This is a genomic window from Streptomyces sp. NPDC051364, assembly GCF_040682115.1.
Taxonomy (GTDB): Bacteria; Actinomycetota; Actinomycetes; order Streptomycetales; family Streptomycetaceae; genus Streptomyces.
The window spans coordinates 1-21,348 of sequence record NZ_JBFBAH010000004.1; the positions used below are offsets into that span (position 1 = coordinate 1).

The 21,348-nt window shown below is 71.3% G+C and carries 14 protein-coding genes; 8 read left to right on the forward strand and 6 right to left on the reverse strand.

Going from position 1 to position 21,348, the window contains the following annotated elements; genetic code table 11:
• Nucleotides 1-106: 106 nt before the first annotated feature.
• Nucleotides 107-2,761 carry an alpha-glucan family phosphorylase gene (glgP, locus tag AB0M76_RS09625; RefSeq protein ID WP_365952365.1) on the reverse strand — a complete coding sequence of 885 codons (2,655 nt, stop codon included), beginning with the start codon at nt 2,759-2,761 and terminating at the stop codon, nt 107-109.
• A gap of 891 nt (nt 2,762-3,652) precedes the next feature.
• Between glgP and AB0M76_RS09630 the strand changes: the two genes are divergently transcribed.
• The 4 genes from AB0M76_RS09630 to glgB all read left to right on the forward strand — a co-directional run bounded on the left by AB0M76_RS09630 (nt 3,653) and on the right by glgB (nt 11,340).
• Complete coding sequence (locus AB0M76_RS09630; RefSeq protein WP_365952366.1) at nt 3,653-5,647, forward strand: alpha-1,4-glucan--maltose-1-phosphate maltosyltransferase; 1,995 nt, start codon at nt 3,653-3,655, stop codon at nt 5,645-5,647.
• Entirely contained in the window at nt 5,644-7,338 is a 1,695-nt protein-coding gene (treS, locus tag AB0M76_RS09635) for a maltose alpha-D-glucosyltransferase (protein ID WP_365952367.1), read from the forward strand. The genes AB0M76_RS09630 and treS overlap by 4 nt, the downstream gene beginning before the upstream one ends.
• Before the next feature lie 154 nt (nt 7,339-7,492).
• On the forward strand, nt 7,493-9,016 hold the full coding sequence (locus tag AB0M76_RS09640; protein WP_365952368.1) for a maltokinase: 1,524 nt from the start codon (nt 7,493-7,495) through the stop codon (nt 9,014-9,016).
• The gene (gene glgB / locus AB0M76_RS09645) at nt 9,013-11,340 is read left to right on the forward strand and encodes a 1,4-alpha-glucan branching enzyme (protein ID WP_365952369.1); all 2,328 of its coding nucleotides are present in this window, start codon (nt 9,013-9,015) and stop codon (nt 11,338-11,340) included. Before AB0M76_RS09640 ends, glgB begins: the two co-directional genes overlap by 4 nt.
• Here the strand turns inward: glgB and trxA are convergent.
• Nucleotides 11,330-11,686 carry a thioredoxin gene (gene trxA, locus AB0M76_RS09650; protein WP_365952370.1) on the reverse strand — a complete coding sequence of 119 codons (357 nt, stop codon included), beginning with the start codon at nt 11,684-11,686 and terminating at the stop codon, nt 11,330-11,332. The genes glgB and trxA overlap by 11 nt on opposite strands.
• Before the next feature lie 17 nt (nt 11,687-11,703).
• Complete coding sequence (locus tag AB0M76_RS09655) at nt 11,704-12,099, reverse strand: MerR family transcriptional regulator (protein ID WP_053784736.1); 396 nt, start codon at nt 12,097-12,099, stop codon at nt 11,704-11,706.
• A gap of 348 nt (nt 12,100-12,447) precedes the next feature.
• On the opposite strand from AB0M76_RS09655, the gene AB0M76_RS09660 reads away from it, so the two are divergent.
• Nucleotides 12,448-13,140, forward strand: a complete 693-nt coding sequence (locus AB0M76_RS09660) for a helix-turn-helix transcriptional regulator (RefSeq protein ID WP_365952371.1) — start codon at nt 12,448-12,450, stop codon at nt 13,138-13,140.
• Here AB0M76_RS09660 and AB0M76_RS09665 read toward each other — a convergent pair.
• Nucleotides 13,137-14,162, reverse strand: a complete 1,026-nt coding sequence (locus AB0M76_RS09665; RefSeq protein WP_030295196.1) for an ATP-dependent 6-phosphofructokinase — start codon at nt 14,160-14,162, stop codon at nt 13,137-13,139. The two genes, AB0M76_RS09660 and AB0M76_RS09665, sit on opposite strands and share 4 nt — an antisense overlap.
• A gap of 308 nt (nt 14,163-14,470) precedes the next feature.
• Here AB0M76_RS09665 and pta point away from each other — a divergent pair, with 308 nt between their 5' ends.
• From pta to pyk, 3 genes are all read left to right on the forward strand, one after another.
• Entirely contained in the window at nt 14,471-16,555 is a 2,085-nt protein-coding gene (pta, locus tag AB0M76_RS09670) for a phosphate acetyltransferase (protein ID WP_365952372.1), read from the forward strand.
• A gap of 89 nt (nt 16,556-16,644) precedes the next feature.
• Nucleotides 16,645-17,862, forward strand: coding sequence for an acetate kinase (locus tag AB0M76_RS09675; RefSeq protein WP_365952373.1), 1,218 nt, complete (start codon nt 16,645-16,647; stop codon nt 17,860-17,862).
• Nucleotides 17,863-17,923: 61 nt separating this feature from the next.
• On the forward strand, nt 17,924-19,354 hold the full coding sequence (gene pyk, locus AB0M76_RS09680) for a pyruvate kinase (protein WP_365952374.1): 1,431 nt from the start codon (nt 17,924-17,926) through the stop codon (nt 19,352-19,354).
• A gap of 148 nt (nt 19,355-19,502) precedes the next feature.
• On the opposite strand, the gene AB0M76_RS09685 is transcribed toward pyk, so the two are convergent.
• Both AB0M76_RS09685 and AB0M76_RS09690 read right to left on the reverse strand, forming a co-directional pair.
• Nucleotides 19,503-20,801, reverse strand: coding sequence for a hypothetical protein (locus tag AB0M76_RS09685; protein WP_365952375.1), 1,299 nt, complete (start codon nt 20,799-20,801; stop codon nt 19,503-19,505).
• The gene (locus tag AB0M76_RS09690; protein WP_365952376.1) at nt 20,776-21,348 is read right to left on the reverse strand and encodes a DUF6114 domain-containing protein; all 573 of its coding nucleotides are present in this window, start codon (nt 21,346-21,348) and stop codon (nt 20,776-20,778) included. The genes AB0M76_RS09685 and AB0M76_RS09690 overlap by 26 nt, the downstream gene beginning before the upstream one ends.

The following is a 21,348-nucleotide window of genomic DNA, read 5'->3' on the forward strand; positions in this document are numbered from 1 at the left end:
CGCGTTGTCGCAGCACCCTGGTACGTCCAGTACAAGCGTGCCGCTCCGCCTTGCGATGCACCGCACCGGACGACGCGAAAACGAAACCCCACTTCACCGAGGCCTCTTAGCGCAGCAGTACGCCGCCCCCCGCCCCCGTGTCACCGGCCGCGTCGGCCTCCACCGGGGCTGCGACCAGCCCCAGTTCGGCCGGCGTCGCCAGCAGCGGGTGCGCGGGCAGGATGCGCACGGTGTAGCCGTAGGGCCCCGTGCGGTCGAGGGCGAGCGGGCCCTCGTACATCCAGCGCCCCTCCAGGTCGGGCCCGGCGGCCGGCTTCAGCGGAAAGGTCCGCCCGTCGCGGATCACGTCCTGCGGATCCACCCGGCCGGCGACGGCCTGCACCTCCACGTCCTCGGGGGTGAGTGCGTCGAGCGCCACCCGCACCCGCAGCGTGAGGGTGGCCCCGAGCTCGGCGGTGCCGTTCACGGGAGCCGCGGCCAGCGCCTCCACGTGCTCGACGCCGACCCGCGGCCAGGCCGCCCGGACGCGGCCCTTCCACCAGGCCAGGTCCCGTGCCGCATCGGGGTTCAGGGCCCGGTGGGCGCGCGCGGCCGGCGCGTACAGCCGCTCCACATACTCCCGCACCATGCGCCCCGCGAGCACCTTGGGACCCAGCGAGACGAGGGTGCGCCGGACCATCTCGATCCACCGCACCGGCAGTCCGCTGCGGCCCGCCCGGTCGTAGAACCGCGGCGCGACCCGGCCCTCGATCAACTCGTAGAGGGCATTGGCCTCCAGGTCGTCGCGCCGGTCCTCGTCCGTCCCGAGCCCGTCGGCCGTCGGGATGGCCCAGCCGAAGTCCGGCTCGAACCACTCGTCCCACCAGCCGTCCAGCACGGACAGGTTGAGGCAGCCGTTGAGCGCCGCCTTCATCCCGCTCGTCCCGCAGGCCTCCAGCGGCCGCAGCGGGTTGTTCAGCCAGACGTCGCAGCCCGGGTAGAGCTTCTGCGCCATGGCCATGCCGTAGTCGGGCAGGAAGACGATCCGGTGCCGCACCCGCGGGTCGTCCGCGAACCGCACCAGCTCCTGCACGAGCCGCTTGCCCCCGTCGTCGGCCGGGTGCGCCTTGCCCGCGACGACGATCTGCACGGGCCGCTCCGGGTCGAGCAGCAGCCTGCGCAGCCGGTCGGGGTCGCGGAGCATCAGCGTGAGCCGCTTGTACGAGGGCACGCGCCGGGCGAACCCGATGGTGAGCACGTCCGGGTCGAGTACGGAGTCCACCCAGCCGAGTTCGGCCTCCGCGGCCCCGCGCTGGAGCCACGAGGCCCGCAGCCGGTCGCGCACCTCCTGCACCAGCTGCTCGCGCAGTACGCGCCGCAGGTCCCAGATGTCCTGGTCGGCGATGTCGGCGACCGCGTCCCAGCGCTGGGAGCCGCCCACCGACAGCGCGTCCTCGGTCCGCCCGGCGCCGATCTGGCGGACGCCGAGGCGGACGACCTCGGGGGCCACCCAGGTCGGGGCGTGCACACCGTTGGTCACGGAGGTGATGGGCACGTCGGCCGGGTCGAAGCCCGGCCACAGGCCGGCGAACATGCCCCGGCTGACCGCCCCGTGCAGGGTCGAGACGCCGTTGGCGCGCTGGGCCAGGCGCAGCCCCATCACCGCCATGTTGAACACGCCGGGGTCGCCGCCGGGGTAGGACTCGGCGCCCAGTTCGAGGATCCGGTCGACCGGGAGGGCGGCCAGCTCCGCGCCGGGCCCGAAGTGCCGGGCGACCAGGCCCCGCTCGAAGCGGTCGATGCCGGCGGGCACCGGCGTGTGCGTGGTGAACACGGTCCCGGCGCGCACCGCCTCCACGGCGGCGTCGAAGCCGAGCCCCTGCTCCCCTTCCAGTTCCCTTATGCGTTCGAGCCCGAGGAATCCTGCGTGTCCCTCGTTCGTGTGGAACACCTCGGGGTCGGGATGCCCGGCGATCCGGCAGTACGTGCGCACCGCGCGCACGCCTCCGATGCCGAGCAGCATCTCCTGGAGGAGGCGGTGGTCGCTGCCGCCGCCGTAGAGCCGGTCGGTCACCTCCCGGGCGCCGGCGTCGTTGTCCTCGACGTCGGAGTCCAGGAGCAGCAGCGGCACCCGGCCGACGCGGGCCTGCCAGATGTGCGCGTGCAGGGCCCGGCCGCCCGGCAGACTCAGGGACACCCGGGCCGGTGCCCCGTCGGTGTCCCGCAGCAGGGACACGGGGAGCTCGTTGGGGTCGAGGACGGGATAGTGCTCCTGCTGCCAGCCGTCACGGGAGAGGGACTGACGGAAGTACCCGTGCCGGTACAGCAGTCCCACGCCGATCAGCGGGACGCCGAGGTCGCTGGCGGCCTTGAGGTGGTCCCCGGCGAGGATCCCGAGCCCGCCGGAGTACTGCGGCAGGGCGGCGGTGATCCCGAACTCGGGGGAGAAATAGGCGATCCCGGCGGGCAGCTCGGCGCCGTTTTCATGGCTCTGGTACCACCTCCCGCCGTGGACGTAGTCGTCGAGGTCGGCGGCGACGACGGCGAGCCGGCGCAGGAACCGCCGGTCGCCGGACAGTTCCTCGAGCCGGGGGGCGGAGACTGCGCCGAGCAGCCGGACGGGATCGCCGCCGGCGGCCTGCCAGCCCTCGGGGTCGACGGATTGGAAGAGTTCACGGGTCTCGGCATGCCACGACCAGCGCAGATTGCGCGCGAGGTCGGCGAGCGGCAGCAATGGTTCCGGGAGAACGGGGCGCACGGTGAATCGACGGATAGCCTTCACACGTTCTACCTTCGCAGGCGATTACGGATCGAAGCGGCCGCACCACGCTGTGCGTCCGCGCATCACCCCGGGAAGGCTAGCTTCACTGCGCCCCGCCCTGCCACGGTGCCTCGGGCGCCGAAGGCCGCCGAAGGCCGCCGAACGACGCCGAAACGACGCCGAAACGACGCCGCCCCGGTCACCGCGTGCGCCGCACGGGTGGCCGGGGCGGCTGTCCGGGCGGGTGTCGGAGCAGTTGGCGTCAACGTTGTCGACCTACAGCGAGGGTGGTGTATCGGCGGCCTTCGGCGCCCGAGCCAGCGCCCGGGACACCGAGAAGGGTGACGAGGCCCGCGGCGAGCAGGACCACCGTACGAGTGGGACGCAACAGGAACGTTCCTTCGAAAAAGGTGATGTGAATTCAGGACATTCCGGCGGCCGGAAGCACACATGAAATCCGCCGAGACGGGCCCTGCGATCCCTCCCGCGGAGGGCGCTGTCACTCCGGATATTCCGCCCTCACCGCCCCAAACCCCCAGTCACAGATGATGCCTGTGGTGCTCGTGGGGCGGGGGTGTCACGACGTACATCCGGTAGTCCCAACCGACTTGACTGAGCCTCGGCGGATGTCGGCCAGGGGCTTGGTCTGGGCCGCGCAACTACGTACGAGTAGTTAACCAAGCGCACGGATTGGGCGGGGTGAGAGTGGGCAGGGCTCCCCGCGTACACGCACGGCACCCCCGCCCTACCACCTCTCCCGCCACCCGAGTGAACGCGGACAGGAGCGGCCATGCCCGCAGCCCAGCCGTCTTCTGAGCGGCTAGAAACAGAGCGAACAGAGCGTGCACGACCAGCCGGTGCTCCGGCTGGGCTGATGTCACCGAGCCCTGCGAACTGCCCCCAGGTGATCCCATGATCGGTCGTATTCCCGTGCTGGACGTCCGCCCCGCCGTCGACTGCGGGGCCAGACCCGCCAAGGCGGTCGTGGACGAGGTCTTCGAGATCTCCGCCACCGTGTTCCGCGAGGGCCACGACGCCGTCGCCGCCCATGTCGTGCTCCGCGATCCGAGCGGGCGGCTGCGGCCCCCCGTGCCGATGCGCGAGCTGGCGCCCGGCACCGACCGGTGGGGGGCGCGCGTCTCCGCCGAGGTCGAGGGGAGATGGACGTACACCGTCGAGGCGTGGAGCGACCCCGTAGGCACCTGGCAGGCCCACGCCGCCATCAAGATCCCCGCGGGCATCGACCCCGGGCTCACCCTGCTCGAGGGCGCCGAGCTCTACGAGCGGGCCGGCTCCAGGATCCCCAAGAAGGACGGGCGCGAGCACGTACTGGCCGCCGCCGAGGCGATGCGCGACGAGGACCGCCCGGTGTCGCTGCGGTACCCGGCCGCCCTCGCAGTCCCGGTGCAGGCCGCGCTCGCCCGGCGCCCGTACCGGGAGCTGGTCACCGCGTCCAAGGCCCTGCCGCTGGTCGTGGAGCGCAAGCGGGCCCTCTTCGGCTCCTGGTACGAGATGTTCCCGCGCTCCGAGGGAGCCGTCGTCGAGCCCGGCGAGCAGCCCGTGAGCGGCACGTTCCGCAGCGCCGCCGACCGGCTGGCGGCCATCGCCGCGATGGGCTTCGACGTGGTGTACCTGCCCCCGATCCACCCCATCGGGAGTACGTACCGCAAGGGCCCGAACAACACTCTTTCGGCCGGAAGTTGGGACCCCGGGGTGCCGTGGGCCATCGGCTCCACCGAGGGCGGCCACGACGCGGTCCACCCCGACCTCGGCACGATCGAGGACTTCGACGCCTTCGTCGCCCGCGCCCGCGAGCTGCGCATGGAGATCGCGCTCGACTTCGCACTCCAGTGCTCCCCGGACCACCCCTGGGTGGAGAAGCACCCCGAGTGGTTCCGCCACCGGGCCGACGGGACGATCGCGTACGCGGAGAACCCGCCGAAGAAGTACCAGGACATCTACCCGATCCACTTCGACACCGACATGGCCGGCCTCGTCGAGGAGACGGTCCGGATCCTGCGGTACTGGATGGACCACGGCGTCCGCATCTTCCGGGTGGACAATCCGCACACGAAGCCGGTCGTCTTCTGGCAGAAGGTGATCGCGGACATCAACAAGTCCGACCCCGACGTGATCTTCCTGGCGGAGGCCTTCACCCGGCCCGCCATGATGCGCACGCTCGCCGCCGTCGGCTTCCAGCAGTCGTACACGTACTTCACCTGGCGCAACACCAAGGCCGAGCTGACCGAGTACCTGACCGAGCTCGCGGACACCCGCTCCGCCGCCGTCATGCGGCCGAATTTCTTCGTCAACACGCCCGACATCCTCCACGAGTACCTCCAGCAGGGCGGCCGTCCGGCCTTCGAGGTGCGCGCCGTCCTGGCCGCCACCCTCTCCCCCACCTGGGGCGTCTACGCCGGATACGAGCTGTGCGAGAACGCCCCGGTCCGGGAGGGCAGCGAGGAGTACCTGAACTCCGAGAAGTACGAGTTCCGGCCACGCGACTGGGCGGCCGCGGACCGCGAGGGCCGCACCATCGCCCCGCTGATCACCGCCCTGAACCGGATGCGCCGCCGCAACCCGGCGCTGCAGCAGCTACGCGACATCCATTTCCACACGACCGACAACGACCAGGTGATCGCCTATTCGAAGCATGCCGGCGCCAATTCCGTACTGGTGGTCGTCAACCTCGATCCGCACCACACCCAGGAGGCGACGGTCTCGTTGGACATGCCGGTACTCGGCCTCGACTGGCACGGGTCCCTCGCGGTGCGCGACGAGCTCACCGGCGAGACCTACCACTGGGGCAGGGCCAACTACGTGCGCCTGGAACCGGGCCGCACGCCCGCGCACGTACTGGCGGCCCTGCGACCGTCCCCGCCCACCGGAGGGTCACCCACCACATGATGATCAACGATCCCGTCCACGACACGTTCGAGGACACCCCCGCGAAGGACCGCGACCCCGACTGGTTCAAGCGGGCGGTCTTCTACGAGGTGCTCGTACGGTCCTTCCACGACAGCAACGGAGACGGCGTAGGGGACCTGAAGGGACTCACCGCCAAGCTCGACTACCTCCAGTGGCTGGGCGTCGACTGCCTCTGGCTGCCGCCGTTCTTCGCCTCGCCGCTCCGCGACGGGGGCTACGACGTGGCCGACTACACCTCGGTTCTCCCCGAGTTCGGCGACCTCGCCGACTTCGTGGAGTTCGTGGACGCCGCGCACCAGCGCGGCATGCGGGTGATCATCGACTTCGTCATGAACCACACGAGCGACCAGCACGAGTGGTTCCAGCAGTCCCGCAAGGACCCGGACGGGCCGTACGGCGACTACTACATGTGGGCCGACAACGACAAGCAGTACCAGGACGCCCGCATCATCTTCATCGACACCGAGACCTCGAACTGGACGTACGACCCGGTCCGCAAGCAGTACTACTGGCACCGGTTCTTCTCGCACCAGCCCGACCTCAACTACGAAAACCCGGCCGTGGTGGAGGAGATCGTCTCCGCCCTCCGGTTCTGGCTGGACCTCGGGATCGACGGGTTCAGACTCGACGCGGTGCCCTACCTGTACGCGGAGGAGGGCACCAACTGCGAGAACCTGCCGCGCACCCACCAGCTGCTCAAGCGGGTCCGCGCCGAGATCGACGCGCACTACCCCGACACCGTGCTGCTCGCCGAGGCCAACCAGTGGCCCGAGGACGTCGTCGACTACTTCGGCGACTTCGCGAAGGGCGGGGACGAGTGCCACATGGCCTTCCACTTCCCCGTCATGCCGCGCATCTTCATGGCCGTACGAAGAGAGTCGCGCTACCCCGTCTCCGAAATCCTGGCCAAGACCCCGGCGATCCCGGACCGCTGCCAGTGGGGCATCTTCCTGCGCAACCACGACGAGCTCACCCTCGAGATGGTCACGGACGAAGAGCGCGACTACATGTACGCCGAGTACGCCAAGGATCCGCGGATGCGGGCCAACATCGGCATCCGGCGCCGGCTCGCCCCGCTCCTCGACAACGACCGCAACCAGATGGAGCTGTTCACCGCCCTGCTGCTGTCGCTGCCCGGTTCGCCGGTGCTCTACTACGGCGACGAGATCGGCATGGGCGACAACATCTGGCTCGGCGACCGCGACGGCGTCCGCACGCCGATGCAGTGGACCCCGGACCGCAACGCCGGTTTCTCCTCCTGCGATCCGGGCAGGCTGAACCTGCCGGTCATCATGGACCCGGTCTACGGGTACCAGGTCACCAATGTCGAGGCCACGATGGCATCGCCCTCCTCACTGCTGCACTGGACCCGCAGGCTCATCGAGGTCCGCAAGGCGAACCCGGCCTTCGGCCTCGGCTCGTACACCGAACTGCCCTCTTCCAACCCGGCGGTGCTCGCGTTCCTGCGCGAGTACGGGGACGACCTGGTTCTGTGCGTGCACAACTTCTCCCGCTTCGCGCAGCCCACCGAGCTGGATCTGCAGTCGTTCAACGGGCGGGTCCCGGTGGAGCTCACGGGTGACGTGCGCTTCCCGCCGATCGGCGAATGGCCGTACCTGCTCACGCTCGCGGGGCACGGCTTCTACTGGTTCCGCCTGCGCAACGAGTAGCCCGCCGAGTACGGGGTGGGCGGCGCGAATGGGTCAATCGCCCGCCCCTGTACGGATCATCCTGACCCGACACTCGTACACCACCGGAGAAGCACTGACGCGATCCGGGACACTCTCCGCATTCTGTGACGGCCCGGGGAAAGGACGCGACGCCATGTCGGAGGCTGCATCCGCCGGGACGACGAGCACGACCGGACTCAGTCCGCTGGAGCCGATGCTGCGGGACTGGCTGCCGGTCCAGCGCTGGTTCGCCGGCAAGGGCCGGCGCATCGGCCGGCTCCGGATGATCTCTGCGGCAGATCTGCTGCCGCCGGGATCCTCCCCCAGGCTGGTCCACCTGCTCCTCGACGTCGACGGCGACTGCTACCAACTGCTGCTCGGCGTCCGCGCCGCGCTGCCGCCGGCCCTGGCGCCCGCCCTCATCGGGCGCGCCGAGCAGGGCCCGTACGCCGGCCAGTACGTGTACGAGGGGCTGGGCGACCCACGGCTGGCGGCCCTGCTGCTGGAACGATTGCGCGCGCCCGGCACCCTCGGCCCGCTGCGGTTCGACCGCGACCCGATGGCGCTGATCCCGGCGGCGCTCACCCCCCGGCCACTGTCCGGGGAACAGACCAACTCCTCGCTGATCTACGGGGATTCGCACATCCTGAAGGTGTTCCGCCGGGTCGGCCCCGGGGTCAATCCGGACCTGGAGCTGCCCAGGGCGCTGGCCGCCGCGGGATGTACCCGCGTGCCCGCGCCGGTCGCCTGGTACGAGGCCGAGCTGCCCGGTGCGGAGCCGCTGACGCTGGGCGTGCTCCAGCCCTATCTGCGGGGCTCCGACGATGGCTGGCAGCTCGCGCTGCGCCGGCTCGGCGCCGGGGCCGACTTCACCGCCGAGGCGCATGCGCTGGGCCGGGCCACCGCCGAGGTGCACAGTGCGCTCGCCGCCGCCCTGCCCACGGTCGCGCTGGGCCCGGAGCAGACCGCCCGGCTCGCCTCCGGGATGACGGCCCGGCTGGCGGCCACCGCCCGCGAGGTGCCCGCGCTGCGGCCCTACGAGGCGGGGCTGCGCGGGGCGTTCGACGCGCTGGCCGCCTCCCGCGGGGCCGGGGTGCCCGCGCAGCGGATCCACGGGGACCTGCACCTGGGCCAGACGCTGCGGACCGCCGACGGCAGCTGGGCGCTGATCGACTTCGAGGGCGAGCCGGCCCGGCCGCTGGCCGACCGCCGCCGCCCCGAACCCGCCGTCCGCGACATCGCCGGGATACTGCGCTCGTTCGACTACGCGGCCCGCTCGCACCGCCCGTTCGCGCCCGCCTGGGCGGACGCCTGCCGGGCCGCCTTCTGCGAGGGCTACGCCCGCACCACCGGCCGCGACCCGCGGGAGGATCCCGTCCTGCTGCGCGCGTACGAGACCGACAAGGCGGTGTACGAGGCGCGTTACGAGTCCCGGCACCGCCCCGACTGGCTGCACGTCCCCATGGCGGCGATCCGGCGCCTCGCCTCCGGCGCGGACCGGGGATTCGGCCGGGCGCTGCCCGGCCCCGGGTCCGCAGCCCGCCCGGGGCAGTCCCACCGGCCCGGCCCCGGCGCCGCCGCGGGACCCGGCCCGGGACCCGGGGCCGGCCCCGGCGAAGGCTTCTCCTCCCTCTCCCCCCACCCCCGCCCGCAGCCGCCTAGGAGGCCGCACACGTGAGCCCCGCCCGTCAGTCACCCTCCACCACCCCGCCGTCCGCGGCTCCGGCCACGGCTCCGGCCCCGGCCGCCGCTTCGGGCCGCGGAGCGCCGGCCGCGGCGGCGCCGCGCAAGGCCCAGGCACCGCGCGCCCGGCGGGCGCCCTCGCACGGGGTACGGCCGGCGCCCGGGCTCGGGGCCGAGGATCGGGCCCGGCTGCTGGAGGGCCGCCACCACGACCCCCACGGGGTGCTGGGCGCCCGGACCCGGCGGGACGGCGTGGCCTTCCGCGTGCTGCGCCCGTACGCCAAGGCGGTCACGATCGTCGCCAAGGGGCTGCGGGCCGAGCTCTTCGACGACGGCGACGGGCTGTTCTCGGGGCTGCTGCCGCTGACCGGCGTGCCGGACTACCGGCTGCTGGTCACGTACGACGGCGACGAGCTCGAGGTGCACGACCCGTACCGCTTCCTGCCCGCGCTCGGTGAGCTGGACCTGCACCTGATCGGCGAGGGCCGGCACGAGGAGCTGTGGACGGCGCTCGGGGCCCGCCCGATGGAGCACCAGGGCGTGGCCGGCACCCGGTTCACGGTGTGGGCGCCGAACGCCCAAGGGGTGCGGGTCACCGGGGACTTCTCGTACTGGGACTCGGTCGCGTACCCCATGCGCTCGCTGGGCGCCTCCGGGGTGTGGGAGCTGTTCCTGCCGGGGGTGGGCGAGGGCACGCTCTACAAGTACGACATCACCCGCCCGGACGGCAGCCACACCCTGCGCGCCGACCCGATGGCCCGGCACACGGAGGTCCCGCCGGCCACCGCCTCGGTGGTCACCGCGTCCCGGTACGAGTGGCAGGACGCGGAGTGGATGGCGCAGCGCGGGACCCTCCCCGTGCACCGGGCCCCCTTCTCGGTCTACGAGCTGCACCTGGCCTCCTGGCGGCCGGGGCTCTCGTACCGGCAGCTGGCCGAGCAGCTCCCCCCGTACGTCAAGGAGTTGGGCTTCACGCACGTGGAGCTGATGCCGGTCGCCGAGCACCCCTTCGGCGGCTCGTGGGGCTACCAGGTGACCGGGTTCTACGCGCCGACCTCGCGGATGGGCGGTCCGGACGATTTCCGGATGCTGGTGGATGCACTGCACCGGGCGGGGATCGGGGTGATCGTCGACTGGGTGCCCGCGCACTTCCCGCGCGACGAGTGGGCGCTGGCGGAGTTCGACGGGCGGCCGCTGTACGAGCACCACGACCCGCGGCGGGCCGCGCACCCGGACTGGGGGACGCTGGAGTTCGACTACGGCCGCAAGGAGGTCCGCAACTTCCTCGTCGCCAACGCCGTGTACTGGTGCCAGGAGTTCCACGTGGACGGGCTGCGGGTGGACGCGGTGGCCTCGATGCTCTACCTGGACTACTCGCGGGGCGAGGGCGAGTGGGCGCCGAACGAGCACGGCGGGCGGGAGAACTGGGACGCGGTGGCGCTGCTCCAGGAGATGAACGCGACGGTGTACCGGCGCTGTCCGGGCGTGGTGACGATCGCGGAGGAGTCCACGGCCTGGGAGGGCGTGACCCGGCCGACGGACGGCGGCGGGCTCGGCTTCGGGCTGAAGTGGAACATGGGCTGGATGCACGACACCCTGCGGTACGCGTCGAAGGATCCGGTGCACCGCAAGTACCACCACCACGACATGACGTTCGGGATGATCTACGCGTACAGCGAGAACTACGTGCTGCCGATCTCGCACGACGAAGTGGTGCACGGCAAGGGCTCGCTGGTGTCGAAGATGCCCGGGGACTGGTGGCAGCAGCGGGCCATACACCGCGCGTACCTTGGCTTCATGTGGGCCCATCCCGGCAAGCAACTGCTGTTCATGGGACAGGAGTTCGCACAGGGCTCGGAGTGGCAGGAGCGGTACGGGCCGGACTGGTGGCTGCTGGACTCCTCGTACGGGGCGGCCGCCGACCACCGGGGCGTACGCGACCTCGTGCGCGACCTGAACCTCACGTACGCGGCGGCGCCCGCGCTGTGGGAGCGGGACACCGAGCCGGAGGGCTTCGCCTGGGTGGAGGCGGACGCGGCGGAGGACAACGTCTTCGCGTTCCTGCGGTACGCGCAGGACGGCTCGCCGCTGCTGTGCGTGTCGAACTTCTCGCCGGTGGTCCGGCACGGCTACCGGATCGGCGTCCCGGAGGAGGTGCCGTGGTGGCGGGAGGTCCTGAACACGGACCTGGAGCAGTACGGCGGCAGCGGCGTACGCCATCTGCAGCCCGTGCGGCCCGAGCCCGTGCCCTCGCAGGGCCGTCCGGCGAGCCTGCGCATGACCCTCCCGCCCCTGGCGACGGTCTGGCTCAGGCCGTGACGCCGGTGACCCCGGTGACCTCCTCGAGCTCCTGAAGCAGCTTGCGCTTGGCGCGGGCGCCGACCATCTGCTTGACGGGCTCGCCGTCGCGGAAGACGAGCAGGGTCGGCATGGACAGCACCCCGTACCGGACGACGGTGGCGGGGTTGCTGTCCGCGTCGATCTGCACGACCTTGAGTCGGTCGGCTTCCTCGGCGGCGACGGCGGACAGCACGGGCGCGAGCTGCCGGCAGGGCCCGCACCAGTCCGCGGTGAACTCCACGAGGACGGGCCGGCCCCGCTCGGCGAGCACCTCCGCCTCGAAGTCCAGGTCGGTCACTTCGGCGACACCCTTGGCGTGGATCATCTCTTCCCTTCCCCTTCTCACGGTCCGGTCATTTCGCAGCGCGGCGACGCCGCCTCGCCGGCGGCCTCCTCGGCGGCGGTGAGCTGCCGGGCGACCTGCTCCCGTACGTCGGCCAGCTGGCCGATCAGCCCGTCGAGCTCGGCGAGCTTGCGCCGGTACACGGCCAGGGACGCGGGACAAGAGTCCCCGGCGGGATGGCCGGCGCGCAGGCAGTCGACGAACGGGCGGGTCTCCTCCAGCTCGAAGCCGAAGTCCTGGAGCATGCGGATCTGGCGCAGCAGCCGCAGGTCGTCCTCGTCGTAGGTGCGGTAGCCGTTGCCGGTGCGGCGCGCGGGCAGCAGTCCGCGCGACTCGTAGTACCGCAGGGTCCGCGTGGTGGTCCCCGCCTGCTCCGCCAGTTCGCCGATGCGCATGCCCCGACGGTAATCCTTGACGCCGAGGTCAAGGCAAGGAGCGGCTCCGGGGTGAGGGGTGGGGCCCTCGCCACCCCCGTATGCGAGGGCCCCCGATATGGATCACGGGCGGGGAGGGCGGCCGGTTCAGGAGGGGTGGGGGAGATCGGTGGAGATCCGTGGAGATCGTGCGCAGGGGTATCGCAACGGCTGGCCGGAACCGTACGCTTGCCAATGGATCTAGAAATGATCCGATTACCGGACGGTCGCAGGGAAACCCGGCCAAAGCGTCGAACTCCATAGGACTTTCCTACGAGTTCTGGGCTTGTTTGAACGGTCTGTAGTCGCCACGCCTTGGGCACTCCTACGGTGTGCCCTGTGCACTCCAGCCCTCCCTTCAATGCCCCCGCCGCGCGTCGCCTCCGCGCAGCCCTGGGCATGGCTCCCGGTCATGTCGCCTATGGCCTGCGTGCCCAGTACGGACTGATCGTCGAGCCCGAGACCGTGATGGCCTGGGAACGTGGCGAGATATCGCCCAGCTCCGCAGAGCTCACGGCGCTCGCGGGCGTGCTCTGGTGCGCCCCCGGCGAGCTGCTCGCCGAGCCCGTGACCTTGCGGGAGCACCGGATGGCCCGCGGCATGGCGGCGGACGAGCTGGCCCGGCGGATCGGGCTGGAGACGAGCGCGTACCAGAAGATGGAGGACACGGGGCGCTGGAAGGGCAACGAACGGCAGTCCGTGGCCCTGGCGCAGGTGCTCGGGCTGTCACTGGCCCAGTTCGTGACGGCGACCGGCAAGCAGGACGAGCTCGCCGAGCTGCTGCGCAATGCGGTGACCACGCGCTGGCAGGCGTACGTGAAGCCGCTGGCCAAGCTGCTCCCGGTGCCCAAGCAGCACCTGGAGCCGGTGCTGGAGCAGCTGCACGCGGACTACCAGTCGAAGATGGTGGCCACCCTGAGCTGGGGCGGCGCCTCGGGCACGGCCGGCGCGGGCGACGCGGGCCGGGAGTTCCTCGCGAACATCGTGGCCCACTTCTGGGCCTTCGCGGGCGGCGCCCGCTAGAAGACGGACTCGGCCTCGTACATGCGGCCCTCCGGGACCGTCTTCAGTTCGGTGACCGCCTGGGCCAGCGGGGCCATCACGATGTCGGTGCCGCGCAGGGCGGTCATGTTGCCGAAGTCGCCGCGGTGGACGGCCTCCACCGCGTGCCAGCCGAAGCGGGTGGCCAGGACCCGGTCGTACGCGGTGGGGACGCCGCCGCGCTGGACGTGGCCGAGGATGACCGGGCGGGCCTCCTTGCCGAGGCGGTGCTCCAGCTCGGTGGCGAGGCGGTTGCCGATGCCGGCGAAGCGCTCGTGGCCGTAGGCGTCGATCGCGCCCCGCTCGTACGGCATCGAGCCCTCGGCGGGGTGCGCTCCCTCGGCGACGCAGATGACGGCGAACTTCTTACCGCGGGAGAAGCGTTCCTCCACCATCTTCACCAGGTCGTCCACCTCGAAGGGGCGCTCCGGCAGGCAGATCCCGTGGGCGCCGCCGGCCATGCCGGACTCCAGGGCGATCCAGCCCGCGTGCCGGCCCATGACCTCGACGACCATCACGCGCTGGTGCGATTCGGCGGTGGTCTTGAGGCGGTCGATGGCCTCGGTGGCGACCATGACGGCGGTGTCGAAACCGAAGGTGCGGTCGGTGGAGGAGATGTCGTTGTCGATGGTCTTCGGCACGCCGACGACCGGCATCCCGGCGTCCGACAGCATCCGGGCGGCGGTCAGGGTGCCCTCGCCGCCGATCGGGATGAGAGCGTCGATGCCGTAGCGCGTCGCCAATTCCTGCGCGTTCTCGGCGGCTTCGTGCAGCCGTGCGCGCTCCATGCGGGCCGAGCCGAGGATCGTGCCGCCGCGGGCGAGGATGCCGCTGACGGCGTTGATGTCGAGGGGCCGGTGGTGGCCGTCCAGGAGGCCCTTGAAGCCGTCCTCGAAGCCGATGACTTCGTCGCCGTGGCCGACCACGGCGCGGTGCACGACCGAACGGATGACAGCGTTCAGGCCCGGGCAGTCGCCGCCTGCGGTGAGAACTCCGATACGCATCGTGCTGTGTCTCCTGCTCCTGGTCGTACCGGGCCGTACGCGTGCGGGCGGACGGCCGTACATCTGAAGGGCGTATTGGTGAAGCCCTGTCCGATTGTTCCACGGGCCGGGGATGCGGCGCGTTCTGTGGTGCTCCGCCCACCAGGCCCTTCGGCCCATCCGACATTCACTCTTCCGGCGGGCGCCCTATCTGTCCGCCGGGGTATTGTCAAGAGGTCAAGCCCACCCTATCGGGGAAAATCGACTCGGATCCGCCCGCCGGCCCGGCGGGCGGCACCCACATCCAGACCATGGGACGGAGAGCACGCGTGACGCGCAGCGTGTACGTGACCGGTATCGAGCGGGGGGACGGCCGGCAGGTCGTCGAGCTGGGGATCATGGAGCTGCTGACCCGCCAGACGGCACGGGTCGGCGTCTACCGTCCGTTGCTGCACGACGGACCGGACCGGCTCTTCGACCTGCTCAGGGCCCGCTACCGGATCGACCAGGACGCCCGCGCGGCGTACGGCATGGAGTACCACGAGGCCTCCGCCATCCTGGCCGAGAAGGGCACCGACGAACTCGTCTCCCGCCTGGTGGACCGCTACCACCGGATGGCCCGCGACTACGAGGTCATGCTCGTCCTCGGCACCGACTACGCCGATACGAACCTCCCCGACGAGCTCGCGCTGAACGCCCGCCTCGCCAACGAGCTGGGGGCCGTGGTGGTCCCCGTCGTCGGCGGCACCAAGCACCCCGCCGAGGCGGTGCGCGCCGAGGCCCAGAGCGCTTTCCGCGCGTACGAGAGCCTGGGCTGCCACGTCGTCGCGATGGTGGTCAACCGGGTGGCCGCCGAGGACCGGGACGCCATAGCCGAGCGGCTGGCCGCCCGCCTGCCCGTCCCCTGCTACGTGCTGCCGGACGACAAGTCGCTCTCCGCCCCGACCGTCGCCGAGATCACCCGGGCGCTCGGCGGCGAGGTGCTTCTCGGCGACGACGCCGGGCTGGCCCGCGACGCCGTGGACTTCGTCTTCGGCGGCGCCATGCTGCCGAACTTCCTGAACGCCCTGACCCCCGGCTGCCTGGTCGTCACCCCCGGGGACCGGGCCGACCTGGTCATCGGGGCGCTGGCCGCACACGCCTCGGGCACTCCGCCGATCGCCGGTGTGCTGCTGACCCTGAACGAGCGTCCGGGCCCCGACATCCTGACGCTGGCCTCGAAGCTGGCGCCGGGCACCCCGGTGGTCTCCGTTGCCGGCAACAGCTTCCCGACGGCCACCGAACTGTTCTCGCTGCAGAGCCGGTTGAACTCCGCGACCCCGCGCAAGCTGGAGACCGCGCTCGGCCTGTTCGAGCGGCACGTGGACACCGCCGAGCTGCGCGGACTGCTGTCGGTGGCCCGCTCCGAGCGCGTCACGCCGATGATGTTCGAGCACGAGCTGCTGGAGCGGGCCCGCTCCGAGCGGCGCCGCGTGGTGCTGCCCGAGGGCGGCGAGGAGCGCGTGCTGCGCGCCGCGGACGTGGTGCTGCGCCGCGGGGTCTGCGACCTGACCCTGCTGGGCGAGGAGCAGGCGATCCTGAAGAAGGCCGGCGACCTGGGCGTCGACATCTCCGGCGCCCAGCTGATCGACCCGGCGACCTCCCCGCTGCGGGAACGTTTCGCCGAGTTCTACGCCCAGGCTCGCGCCCACAAGGGCATGACCTTCGAGCTGGCCCTCGACGTGGTCACCGACGTCAACTACTTCGGCACGCTGATGGTCCAGGAGGGCCTCGCCGACGGCATGGTCTCGGGCTCGGTGCACTCCACCGCCGCGACCATCCGCCCCGCCTTCGAGATCATCAAGACGAAGCCCGACGCTTCCATCGTCTCCTCGGTCTTCTTCATGTGCCTCGCCGACCAGGTCCTCGTCTACGGCGACTGCGCGGTCAATCCGGACCCGGGCGCCGATCAGCTCGCCGACATCGCCATCCAGTCGGCGGCGACCGCGGCCGCCTTCGGCGTGGAGCCGCGGATCGCGATGCTCTCGTACTCGACCGGTACCTCGGGCTCCGGCGCCGACGTGGACAAGGTCCGCAAGGCCACCGAGATCGTCCGCGCGCAGCGCCCGGACCTGCTGATCGAGGGCCCGATCCAGTACGACGCCGCCGTCGAGCCCTCGGTCGCCGCGACGAAGCTGCCCGGCTCCGACGTGGCCGGCCGGGCGAGCGTGCTGATCTTCCCCGACCTCAACACGGGCAACAACACGTACAAGGCCGTGCAGCGCTCGGCGGGCGCCGTCGCGGTCGGCCCGGTGCTCCAGGGTCTGCGCAAGCCGGTCAACGACCTCTCGCGCGGCGCGCTGGTGCAGGACATCGTCACCACCGTGGCGATCACCGCGATCCAGGCGCAGGGCACCCCGGCCCCCACCGCCTGACCCCCGCACAGCCCGCACAGCCCGCCCGGCCCGCCCGGCCCGCCCGGCCCCCGCCACCGGGCCCTCACCCCGAAGGAAAGACCCTCATCGTGACCACCGCATCGCGCGTACTCGTCCTCAACTCCGGCTCCTCGTCGGTGAAGTACCAGCTGCTCGACATGGCGGACTCCACCCGCCTCGCCGTCGGCCTGGTGGAGCGGATCGGCGAAGAGACCTCGCGGCTCGTGCACGAGCCGCTCACCGGTCCGGGCGCCGAGGGCGGCAAGCGCGAGCGGCTCGGCGCGATCGCGGACCACGAGGCCGCGCTCCGGGCCGTCGCGGCGGAGCTCGCCGCCGACGGGATGGGCCTGGACTCGCCCGAACTGGCCGCCGTCGGGCACCGGGTGGTGCACGGCGGAACCCGGTTCACGCAGCCGACGGTGATCGACGACGAGGTGCTGGCGGAGATCCGGAGCCTGATCCCGCTGGCGCCGCTGCACAACCCGGCGAACCTGACCGGCATCGAGGTGGCCCGCGCGCTGCGCGCGGACCTCCCGCAGGTGGCGGTCTTCGACACGGCCTTCCACTCGACGATGCCGGAGTACGTGGCGCGGTACGCGATCGACGCCGCGACGGCGGACAAGTACGCCATCCGGCGGTACGGGTTCCACGGCACCTCCCACGCGTACGTCTCGCGGGCGACGGCGGGGCTGCTCGGCCGGCCGGTGGAGGACGTGAACGTGATCGTGCTGCACCTGGGCAACGGGGCCTCGGCCTCGGCGGTCCGGGGCGGGGTGTGCGTGGACACGTCCATGGGCCTGACCCCGCTGGAGGGTCTGGTCATGGGCACCCGTTCGGGCGACCTGGATCCGGCGGTCGTCTTCCACCTGGCGCGGGTGGGCGGCTTCTCGGTGGATGAGATCGATTCGCTCCTGAACAAGAAGAGCGGTCTGCTGGGCCTGTGCGGCGACAACGACATGCGCGAGGTGCTGCGGCGGGCGGGCGAGGGCGACGAGTCGGCGCGGCTCGCCTTCGCGGCGTACGTCCACCGCCTGAAGAAGTACATCGGCGCCTACTCGGCGGTGCTCGGCCGGGTGGACGCGGTGGCGTTCACGGCCGGGGTCGGCGAGAACGCGCACCAGGTCCGGGAAGCTGCCGTGGACGGCCTCGCGGAGCTGGGACTCGTCCTGGACCCGGAGGCCAATGCGGTGCGCTCCCCGGAGCCGCGGCTGGTGTCGCCGGAGTACGCGCGGGTGGCGGTGGCCGTGGTCCCGACGGATGAGGAACTGGAGATCGCCACCCAGGCGTACGCCCTCGTTACTCAGTAGTCACTTGGACTTTCCACCAGACGGAATATTCCGCTACGAAACAAACCGATAGGATCCAGTCATGCGCCGTTCCAAAATCGTCTGCACGCTGGGCCCCGCCGTCGACTCGTATGAGCAGCTGAAAGCGCTCATCGAGGCAGGTATGAACGTGGCCCGATTCAACTTCAGCCACGGGTCCCAGGCAGAACACCAGGAGCGGTACGACCGCGTCCGGAAGGTCTCCGAGGACACCGGGCGTGCGGTCGGCGTCCTCGCCGACCTCCAGGGTCCCAAGATCCGTCTGGAGACCTTCGCCGAGGGCCCCGTCGAGCTGGTGCGCGGTGACGAGTTCACCATCACCACCGAGGACGTCCCGGGTGACAAGTCCATCTGCGGCACCACCTACAAGGGCCTGCCGGGCGACGTGACCAAGGGCGACCAGATCCTGATCAACGACGGCAACGTCGAGCTGCGGGTGACCGAGGTCGAGGGCCCGCGGGTCAGGACCATCGTCATCGAGGGCGGTGTCATCTCGGACCACAAGGGCATCAACCTGCCGGGTGCCGCCGTGAACGTCCCCGCCCTGTCGGAGAAGGACGTCGACGACCTCCGCTTCGCCCTGCGGATGGGCTGCGACATGGTCGCCCTGTCCTTCGTCCGCGACGCCAACGACGTCAAGGACGTCCACAAGGTCATGGACGAGGAGGGCCGCAGGGTCCCCGTCATCGCCAAGGTCGAGAAGCCGCAGGCCGTCGAGAACATGGCGGCCGTGGTCGACGCCTTCGACGCGGTCATGGTGGCCCGTGGCGACCTGGCCGTCGAGTACCCGCTCGAGAAGGTCCCGATGGTCCAGAAGCGGCTCATCGAGATGTGCCGCCGCAACGCCAAGCCGGTGATCGTCGCGACCCAGATGATGGAGTCGATGATCACCAACTCGCGCCCGACGCGCGCGGAGGCGTCCGACGTCGCCAACGCGATCCTCGACGGCGCGGACGCGGTCATGCTGTCGGCCGAGTCCTCGGTCGGCGCGTACCCGATCGAGACGGTCAAGACGATGTCGAAGATCGTCACGGCGGCCGAGGAGGAGCTCCTCTCCAAGGGCCTCCAGCCGCTGGTCCCCGGCAAGAAGCCCCGTACCCAGGGCGGCTCCGTCGCCCGCGCGGCCTGCGAGATCGCGGACTTCCTCGACGGCAAGGCGCTCATCGCCTTCACCCAGTCCGGTGACACCGCCCGCCGGCTGTCGCGCTACCGCGTGACCCAGCCGATCCTGGCCTTCACCACCGACGTCAACACCCGCAACCAGCTCACGCTGAGCTGGGGCGTCGATTCCTACATCGTCCCGCACGTGGACACCACCGACGCGATGGTCGACCTGGTGGACGGCGAGCTGCTGAAGCTGGGCCGCTACAACGAGGGCGACACGATGGTCATCACCGCCGGCTCGCCCCCCGGGGTCCCGGGCACGACCAACATGGTCCGCGTCCACCACCTGGGCGGCCAGTCCCAGGGCTGACACCGCACGGTGTGACTCTGCCGCACAGAGACCGAGGGCGGCACCCCGATCCTGACAAGGATCCGGGGTGCCGCCCTCGGTGCATCGGACGCGGTGTGCGGGGCGCGAACGCCCTGCGCGGGGCCGTACGGGACGGCCCCGTACGGGACTACTCCGGCGGGCCGATGTAGTTCTTGAGGCCCGGGACGGTGAGCGTGCCGCCGAACTGGCCGGCCTGGACGACCTTGACGTTCGTGAAGAACGCGAACGGGACGTTCAGGGGCGGCGGGCTGTTCGGGGTGAACTCGATCGGGATCAGGCCGAAGAGGTTCCCCTTGAGGCTCTCGGTGTACATCGTCACCGTGCCGCCGCGGATCTTGGAAGTGGAGCCGGAGCGGGACTTCAGGTGGGCGACGTTCCCGCTCTTGCCGACCGTCTGGTAGAGGTCCTTGATGTCCAGCGAGTCCGCCGTGAACTTCAGGACCTTCTTCGTCTTGCCGCCTGCCGTCTTCACCTCGACGATGCCGTGGTAGTCCAGGCCGTAGAGGGTCAGCAGCGAGCTGTCGAGGTACCAGGGCTCGTCCGGCAGGAGCGGGATGCCCGGCTCCAGCTGGGCGTCGGCCAGCGCCTTGGCGTCGTACGTCGGGCAGGGGAAGGGTTGCTTCCCGTCCGCGTCCTTCGTCTCCTCGGGCTTCGGCTTGTCCGCGTCCTCGTCCGCCGTCTTGCCCGTCTCGTCCTTCGGCTTCGCCGCGGTGTCCTTGACGTCCTGCGACAGCTCCTTGACGTCGACGCCGGCCTTCTTCGCCGCGTCGCGGATCGCGTCCGCGGCCGGGTCCGGGGCGGGCTTCGTCGGGGTCGGCGTCGCCGTGGCCGGCTTGGACGGCGTGGGCGTCGGGGTCGCCGACGGCTTCGCGGTCTCGAGCGGCTTGGTGATCCCGTCGACGATGCCCTTGAGCGCGTCTCCGACGCCCAGCGGGTCCAGCGGGTTCGGGGTCTTGGACGCGGACGGTGCTGCGGCCGGGGCCGACGGCTCCGTCTGCTTCGACGCGGTGGTGGGACCGGCCGGCTTGCTGGCGGAAGGCTTCGGGGCCGGCGGGGTGACGCCGGGCTTCGGGGCCTGGGACGCACCGGGCGAGGGCGTCGCGCTGGGCGACGAACTCGGCGAGGGCGACGTGGAGGGGCTCGGCGAGGCCGACTCCGCGGGCCCGTCGGACCGCGTCACGCACGGGCCGGGCGCGAAGGGGATCTCGTGGTCGTCGGCCAGGGCCAGCTTCGGGGCCACGCCCATCCCGACGAAGACCGCGGTCGGCATGGCCGCCAGCGCCATCGTCTTGCCGACGGGTATCTGGATCTTGTTCAGCAGCGACTTCCGGGGCGCGGCGTGCCGCGGTCCCCTTCTTTCACGGGACTCTGCGCTCGGGGCCACGCCCCGCTGCGTCTCGTCACCCCGCACTGTTCCTCCCGCCATCGGCGTGGGCAGTCGTCTCGCTCGCGTATGCCGTTTCCGTCTCGCGGGGCGCCGGGATGCCCGGGATGCCCTGGGGGTTGTCCGCCATGGCTGCCGACTTGCCCGCGCCACCGTCCGGGACGGCGGTCTCTTCCACGGGGCTGCCGGGGACCCACGACAGTGCGAGGGCGCCGCCGACCATGGAGAGGATGAAGCCCACGAAGAACCCGCCGAGGTTGGACACCGGCAGGGACACCAGGGCCAGCAGGATCGAGGCGACCCCGGCGAAGACCCGGATGCTCTGCTGGAACCAGAGGGCCAGGCCCAGCGTCATCAGCAGGATGCCGATGATCAGCGAGCCGGATCCGGTCGTCGTCGCCATCGCGAGAGTGACGTTGCCCAATCGCATGTCCGCGTACGGGAAGTACACGATCGGGACACCACCGAGGAGCGTGAACAGGCCTGCCCAGAAGGGACGGCGGCCGCGCCAGGCGAAGAAGTGGTAATACACCACGGTGAGCCAAGCATCATCAGAGCGGCGAACGTAGACCGGGGCCTGGTGGTTCAT

What these genes read in the sequence shown, in the direction of transcription:
- AB0M76_RS09630 (WP_365952366.1), top strand. Translation starts at nt 3,653, where the DNA reads ATGATCGGTCGTATTCCCGTGCTGGACGTCCGCCCCGCCGTCGACTGC.
- treS (WP_365952367.1), top strand. Translation starts at nt 5,644, where the DNA reads ATGATGATCAACGATCCCGTCCACGACACGTTCGAGGACACCCCCGCG.
- AB0M76_RS09640 (WP_365952368.1), top strand. Translation starts at nt 7,493, where the DNA reads ATGTCGGAGGCTGCATCCGCCGGGACGACGAGCACGACCGGACTCAGT.
- trxA (WP_365952370.1), bottom strand. Translation starts at nt 11,686, where the DNA reads ATGATCCACGCCAAGGGTGTCGCCGAAGTGACCGACCTGGACTTCGAG.
- AB0M76_RS09655 (WP_053784736.1), bottom strand. Translation starts at nt 12,099, where the DNA reads ATGCGCATCGGCGAACTGGCGGAGCAGGCGGGGACCACCACGCGGACC.
- AB0M76_RS09665 (WP_030295196.1), bottom strand. Translation starts at nt 14,162, where the DNA reads ATGCGTATCGGAGTTCTCACCGCAGGCGGCGACTGCCCGGGCCTGAAC.
- pyk (WP_365952374.1), top strand. Translation starts at nt 17,924, where the DNA reads ATGCGCCGTTCCAAAATCGTCTGCACGCTGGGCCCCGCCGTCGACTCG.
- AB0M76_RS09685 (WP_365952375.1), bottom strand. Translation starts at nt 20,801, where the DNA reads ATGGCGGGAGGAACAGTGCGGGGTGACGAGACGCAGCGGGGCGTGGCC.
- AB0M76_RS09690 (WP_365952376.1), bottom strand. Translation starts at nt 21,348, where the DNA reads ATGAACCACCAGGCCCCGGTCTACGTTCGCCGCTCTGATGATGCTTGG.